The sequence below is a fragment of the Exiguobacterium sp. UBA6282 genome, from assembly GCF_002440475.1.
In the GTDB taxonomy this organism is placed as follows: domain Bacteria; phylum Bacillota; class Bacilli; order Exiguobacteriales; family Exiguobacteriaceae; genus Exiguobacterium_A.
Genome location: NZ_DJUM01000042.1, coordinates 1 through 6,284, shown reverse-complemented (window position 1 = coordinate 6,284; position 6,284 = coordinate 1). Strand labels below are relative to the sequence as shown.

Sequence of the window (6,284 nt, the reverse complement as noted above, 5' to 3'; positions counted from 1 at the left end):
TTGGCTTCACGATGCAGTTCTAGCAACAGTTCAAAAATCGCGTCACCGGTCATGGAATCAAGATTACCAGTCGGCTCATCTGCAAGAATCCATTGCGGATGATGCAACAAGGCGCGGGCGATTGCCACCCGTTGTTGCTGCCCGCCGGATAGTTGAGCAGGTAAAGCATTTCGTTTGTCGTCGAGTCCGACCCGATCGAGCAGCTCGAGGATTCGCTCGTCTTGATTAAACGATGTCTTTTGTTTTAACAAGGCGACCTTTAGGTTTTCAGACACCGTCAGTGACGGTAGGAGATGAAACTGCTGGAAGATGAAGCCAATCTCTTGCGATCGAAATTGTGATAACCGTTTGTTCTTCCAAGACGTAATGTCCTGTCTGTCATAGAGAATCTGACCGGACGACGGACGATCGAGCGAACCAAGGAGACTAAGGAACGTCGATTTTCCGGACCCGGACGGACCGACGAGTGCCGTTACTTCCGATTGCAAAAATTGTACGTTTAGTTGATGCAAGACATCGGTCCGGACACCGCTTCGCTCGAACGAGTGCGAAACATCTTGAAAGGTAATATTCATGTGACCACTCCTTTTACATAATTTGGTTAAATATAGTGTATTATTTTTAGAAAATTTTGTCTATTGTGTTTTTATTTTCGAAATCCTTACTCATTTATGTTTTTCTTATAACTTCTCTCTAAGATTGGATTAAACTCAATCTAGGGAGATATTTAAAATGAAACGAAGACGTAAGAAATGGCTATGCATTAGTAGAAGAATCATGCTGAAGCTCCTGTGAATCGATACCACCATCTTTTTAGGACGATGAGAGGCATAAGGAACGAAAAGAGTAGTGGAGTCGAAGACATTAAAAATATTCTTCTACTTCTCAGGAACGACAGTGGACGAAGAAATTACTTCGACTTGTCCTTGATTTACTTGGCGTGTCCGCCGATCTTCAAACGAATTATCGCTTCACCTGACGATGAGGTAACGATTGAAAATCATCCGGATCAAGGAACTAGCATGACAATTATGTTGATGATGCACGAGATTCGAGCATGATGACATAAAAAAGGAGCGCGAACTCACACGAGTCATCGTGAAAAGCGGCGCTCCTTTTTTATGTTTCTAGTCTGATATGAATTGCTCGTAATTGTTTTTTCAAAGCCGTTCTCGCTAAAGGTTCACCCTTTCCTGTACCAGGCTCAAAGGCATAAGGGCTAAAGACTTTAGCACCTTCTTTGAGCCAGTTTGAGCGATACAAGTCATGTGTCTCACTTCTCGATAAAAAGATACCGTCCTCGATTTCGACATTATCGTCTACTCCGAACTGAAAGCCGCAGCAAGAACAAATTTCAAACGAAGCGTCACCATTTTCGTCATAAGCAACGTCGTCCATTTGCGTATATCCGCAGACGGGACATATGTATTTCATGAAAGCACCTCATTTTTCAAGAATCTTTTGATACGTGTACCCTTTTAAGATATCTGTTTGATTCGTATAGGTCCAGTCAGCAATGGACTGATCTGGATGCGACTCAAAATAGTGATTGAGGATATCACGCCCCAAAATGTAGTTACTCCAGCGAGGAATCTCTTTTTCTTCGTTACCTACGACGAAGTCGAGTTGTGATACTTCATAGCTGTTGACCAGATGTACGACATGTTTCTTCGTTGCTTCATCCATTTCGACATTCCATGGAGGCGAGACGCCTTTGACGATTCGGTCGGCAAAGGCATCTGCTTTTCCTTCGACGATGACGGAATTAAGAGTCGTACTTAAACTAAAATCAGGTGTATCCTTGAGGACTAAGTGATGATATTCGTGTGCCGTCGAATATGCCAGGATGTCTTTATCGTAGTTTGTATCCAGATAGAGAATGAATGCATCTTTATAGGCTGCTCCTGTAACACCTTTCATTGACTGAAGATCGAAAGAGGATTCAGGATTAACCGGAGCGACGATGATGGTACTTTTCTTTTTGGGAAGGATCTTATGAGAAGCGATGTAATTTTTTTTAATGATTTTTGTAATGTCATCTTGTTGTTTCATCAAGTTCTCGATTTTGTCGAGTAGCTCTTGTTCGTACACGGTTGATTGCAACATCGGGAAACCTTTCAAGTCGGCTGTCGCAAACTGCTCCTTTTCCCCGATTTTGTCGATATAGCTTAAGACATATTTCGCATAATTTTTTTTATCTTCTTCAGGATCATTGTTTTTTAAGGACGATTGTAGATATTGTTTGTATGGTTCATAAAGAAAAACAATGTTCAATTTACTTTCGGCATCGATTTTTACAGATTCGGATTTTACTTTTGTACTCTTTGATAACAGTTCAGTAGTGGGTTGTGTTGTCTTTTGATCTTCTGTACAAGCAGACAAAAACAGAAGTGGAGCAGTTAAAAGTAATATCAATGATTTTTTCAAGTTACGTTCATCCTCCTTTTTTATGATGTAACAACTGCTGTTCAATCAATCCTCTTTCGCCATATGATCAATGACGATCGGATCGCTGTAGGACAAAATGTAAAAATCCTGTTCATGTGTCCTGACGGCAAATAAGTGCAAGTCTCCCCGTTCAGTATAGATTTCGTCCGTTTTCATAAACTTCGCAGCAAAATCACCGAACATCGATTCTTATGACTTCACGACTGGATACGGCTTCCGAAGTTTCTCGTCGATGATGCCATGCTCTTGTAACGTTCCTAGGAAGACGGCGTACTTTTCAAAACGCATCAAAAAGTAATCACGCGAAGGATCGTTGATTATAAGCTTGAACGCTTCGTCAGCTCCATAAAAATAGAAATCAATCGCATAATGATCATTTACCTTTAGCGACATCTTATCCAGTTCAAGTTCGTATTCTTCAGTCGTCAGTAAAAAATCAAGATCAATCGTTTTCACGGGAAATCACTCCTCTATGAAGATCACGGACATCTAACGTGAAAGATAAACTGTTATTTTTCTGATGAATCTTTATCGATGAACCATTTCGGACCATGTTCCGCGATGAAACGGTATTCCGCGCGGTAATGTGTGTCGTGACCTTCTTCTTTCATCTTGATGAATGCAGCATCACCGTCCGCAGCTCTTTGATCAATCAACAGATAGAGGGCTTCGACGCGTAACAATAACATGGATAGGAGTTCGGAACGCGGTCCTTCATAGCCATACGCATCAAGGAACCGACTCACTCGCTTGGCGAAACGTGTGTCATCTTGCTCCGGTGAATAGGCAAGAACGGATCCGTCAGGTGCTTGCCGTCTACTGCTGAGCGGGACGAACGTATAGAGCGCGTAGACGATGTCCCATGCACGTGGTCCGGGTGCTGCAAAATCAAAGTCGATCACGCCACTCAGTTTTTGATCCTGAAAAATCGTATTGTAGACGGCAAAATCGTTGTGGCAGATGACTTCGTATGGAATAGGGGTGTTGATCAATGGCTCCCAGTCACTGATTTCGAAGTCGACTGTAGCATCATGATACTTGCGCATTAATCGCGCGACGTCTTTTATGACATCGTCTTGCCACATGTATGCTTTTAGCGGATAGTCTGCCGTCTCACCGGGGAGGAAGGTCAGGATTTCTCGATTTTGTTCATCGATGCCGACGAAGCGGGGAACACCGGATAGGCGTTTAGTCTCTAAGTGGCGCAATAACCGTTGGACGTTGTTGCTGTTCTCTTTTTGTGAGCGATAGACATGCTCACCTTTTTGATAGACAGCGGAGACATTTCCGCCAGTCAATCGTTGTTCTTCAGACATGAGTGTTCCTTCTTTCTTTTGTAATCGGTTACATATCGGCTAGTCTTTTTGCATGCGTTGATGAAGAAGCGGGTGCTTTACGCACGATTGTCATGTTCTTCAATCAGTCGACACCGCATCGAAGAGAGCATCAAGCGTCGGATTCGTGACATGGTCGAGGAATGTGTCAACGTCTTCCGTCGAACGAAGACGAACGATTTTGTCCGCTTCACCGGAAACTGGCGGCTCGATTCGTTGCCGCTGATAGATGTCGTAGTACAACGAGTCGCCACGAATTTCTCGTCCATCGCGTTTGGAGTGAGTCAGTCGGTCTGCAATTGTCACTTCGGGTAAATCGAACCAGACGAGGATCGAGCGGAACGTCGAACGGGAGAATGGATCTAATAATTGTTTCCGATCAATCCGCGAGGTGTTGGCATTACATAAGATGATCGTCTCAACGGAGGACGTAATTGCCTGGTCGATCAACCATCCCGTCAAGTCATGTTTAATCTGATTCGGTCCTTCTGTTGGAACGAAGTCTGGATAATGTTCGAGCAAAAAACGTGCTTGAAGATCCTGATCGATGACAAGGCTTGCTGGTAGACTTTGAGCAAGCTGTCGTGCGAACGTCGTTTTCCCGGCATGGGTCGGTCCAATCGTCAACAGGACGGTCCTCATGACGTCAGTTGTTCTTCCGGTAAACGAGCGGCGAGAATCTGCGCGAGCCAGTCTTCTTTCGTTCCGAAGCAAGGAGTCGTCCGTCCGATATGATAAAACGTACTGGCCAATGGTCCGGTGAAGTAGGTCGCATCCGGCATGCATAAGTAAATCGGGCGATTCGTCGCGAGCGCAATCCCGAGTTCGACGTGACTACTTTTCCCTGCTGGTAACACGAGGACGAAGGCGTCCGCTCGTTGCACGGCTTCGAATTCAGCAAGACCGATCTTTCGTAATGCTTCGGGATCCTCTGCCCGATCATTCATCGTCCAGTCGTATGTTACATCGTGTCCACGCAAGCGGAGTTCATCGCGGAGCCAGCGGACGGTCAACGTGTGATCAAAGCGAGAAGCGATATAAAGGTTCATGTATGGATTCCTTTCTCAAGTAAAAGTTGTTCGATAGCCTGAACGAGCGCGTAGGCTCCGTCAGACGTATTCGATAAGACGGTGACGATCGTTTCCGATTGTGGATAATAGGCGGAATGAAAGCTGACACCCGGATCATAGCCCATGATGTGCCACTTCTCGTGCATGGCATCGAGTCGTTTCAGCCAGACGCCGTAACCATAAGACGCAACATCGTTGACTTTGACGTAGGGATGAAACAGTTGCGTGGTCATCGATTCGGACAGCAACTGATGCGTCAGAAGACTTCGCCAAAAACGTTCCATGTCTGATGCTGTGAGGAAGGCGCCGCCATCAGGTCCGCCAATGATCGGTAACGCATAGTGATTCGTTCGCCACGTTCCGTCTTCATTCTCGATGTGACCGATGGCTGTATCTGCCGGTAGCGAGTCGAGTCGGAAGTAACCAGACTGTGTCATTTGCGCACGAGCGAATAATTCGTTCGTCACGTAATCCGAGAAGGGTTGTTTCGTCAATTGTTCGATCACGAGACCGAGCAGGATGTATCCCGCATTGTTGTAATGAAAACGTTCGCCTGCAATGAACAGTCTTTTTTGATCCTGAAACAACGGTAAAAAATCGATGGGACGACGCAAACGGTACATCGGGAAATCTTGAAAAACCTCCTCGAAATCGGTCATCGTCGCTTCGTCAAAATAATCACCGATGCCTGATGTATGGGTTAACAGATGATGCACGGTCACACCGTCTAGATCGATTCCTATGTCCGGTAGAATCGGCGCGACGTGTTCGGCGAGTGCTACCTTTCCTGCCTCGACTAACCGTAAGATGGAGACCGCCGTGAAAAGTTTTGCACCAGAGGCAATGCCGAAGTGTGTCGTTTCTGTATTCGATACGCGGTAGCCCCGATGCGCGAATCCGTCAGCATGGCTAAAGATTTGTTCACCTTGCTGGTGGATGGAGACCGCCCCTTCGAGATGCGTAAGCTCCGGTAAAGCAATGAGTTTCTTGTACACGTTCATCATCCTCTCTGTTTCCCATCCTATCGAATTCATTCACTCAAGAAAAGGGAATTATAAGAAAAATTTGAAAAAATGAAACTTTTTAAACGTGTCGCGTATCTAATAGGGGAGTGATTGCCAAAAAGGGGGATGCCGATGTGTTTCGATAGTCAGGTACAGCATTATCCGATGCTGCTTTTGAAGCAGCTTTATTCGCAGAAGAAGACTATGTGTACCGTATTTCCTTCATTTATCTGAAAGAGGAGACGGCAGCGCTTGAGAACGTCCAAGAGGTCGCGTACCGGGCATGGCGTGGGCGAAAGAGTTTACGGGATGCTTCGTATTTTAAGACATGGTTGACGCGCATCACGATGAATTGTGCGTTCAAGCAACAGCGTGCGTCGTTTCAACCGTTGACAGTTGAACTCAGCCCTACCATGTCGTTTGAAGAG

Annotated in this window: 9 protein-coding genes; 1 reads left to right on the top strand and 8 read right to left on the bottom strand. The window is 45.4% G+C overall.

Annotation, left to right across the window (positions count from 1 at the left end; translation table 11 throughout):
• The 8 genes from B2751_RS11170 to B2751_RS11135 form a co-directional block, all read right to left on the bottom strand.
• A partial coding sequence (locus B2751_RS11170; protein ID WP_290774818.1) for an ABC transporter ATP-binding protein occupies positions 1–575 on the bottom strand: 575 nt, incomplete at its 3' end.
• Between the two features lie 544 nt (positions 576–1,119).
• Positions 1,120–1,434 (bottom strand): hypothetical protein, encoded by a 315-nt coding sequence (locus B2751_RS11165; protein ID WP_290774817.1) that lies wholly within the window; start codon positions 1,432–1,434, stop codon positions 1,120–1,122.
• A gap of 9 nt (positions 1,435–1,443) precedes the next feature.
• On the bottom strand, positions 1,444–2,427 hold the full coding sequence (locus B2751_RS11160; RefSeq protein WP_290774816.1) for a DUF2268 domain-containing protein: 984 nt from the start codon (positions 2,425–2,427) through the stop codon (positions 1,444–1,446).
• A gap of 210 nt (positions 2,428–2,637) precedes the next feature.
• Positions 2,638–2,904: a hypothetical protein gene (locus tag B2751_RS11155; RefSeq protein ID WP_290774814.1), complete on the bottom strand. Its 267-nt coding sequence runs from the start codon at positions 2,902–2,904 to the stop codon at positions 2,638–2,640.
• 53 nt (positions 2,905–2,957) lie between these two features.
• Positions 2,958–3,764, bottom strand: a complete 807-nt coding sequence (locus tag B2751_RS11150) for a phosphotransferase (protein ID WP_290774812.1) — start codon at positions 3,762–3,764, stop codon at positions 2,958–2,960.
• A 99-nt stretch (positions 3,765–3,863) separates the two neighbouring features.
• The gene (locus B2751_RS11145) at positions 3,864–4,424 is read right to left on the bottom strand and encodes an AAA family ATPase (RefSeq protein WP_290774811.1); all 561 of its coding nucleotides are present in this window, start codon (positions 4,422–4,424) and stop codon (positions 3,864–3,866) included.
• Positions 4,421–4,831: a group-specific protein gene (locus B2751_RS11140; protein ID WP_290774809.1), complete on the bottom strand. Its 411-nt coding sequence runs from the start codon at positions 4,829–4,831 to the stop codon at positions 4,421–4,423. The genes B2751_RS11145 and B2751_RS11140 overlap by 4 nt, the downstream gene beginning before the upstream one ends.
• Complete coding sequence (locus tag B2751_RS11135; protein WP_290774808.1) at positions 4,828–5,847, bottom strand: serine hydrolase domain-containing protein; 1,020 nt, start codon at positions 5,845–5,847, stop codon at positions 4,828–4,830. The genes B2751_RS11140 and B2751_RS11135 overlap by 4 nt, the downstream gene beginning before the upstream one ends.
• A 215-nt stretch (positions 5,848–6,062) precedes the next feature.
• Here B2751_RS11135 and B2751_RS11130 point away from each other — a divergent pair.
• On the top strand, positions 6,063–6,284 hold a 222-nt coding region (locus B2751_RS11130), incomplete at its 3' end, for a sigma factor (RefSeq protein ID WP_290774807.1).

Bases quoted from the DNA above. Each gene is read 5' to 3' on its own strand.
- B2751_RS11165 (WP_290774817.1), bottom strand. From the start codon at position 1,434: ATGAAATACATATGTCCCGTCTGCGGATATACGCAAATGGACGACGTT.
- B2751_RS11150 (WP_290774812.1), bottom strand. From the start codon at position 3,764: ATGTCTGAAGAACAACGATTGACTGGCGGAAATGTCTCCGCTGTCTAT.
- B2751_RS11145 (WP_290774811.1), bottom strand. From the start codon at position 4,424: ATGAGGACCGTCCTGTTGACGATTGGACCGACCCATGCCGGGAAAACG.
- B2751_RS11140 (WP_290774809.1), bottom strand. From the start codon at position 4,831: ATGAACCTTTATATCGCTTCTCGCTTTGATCACACGTTGACCGTCCGC.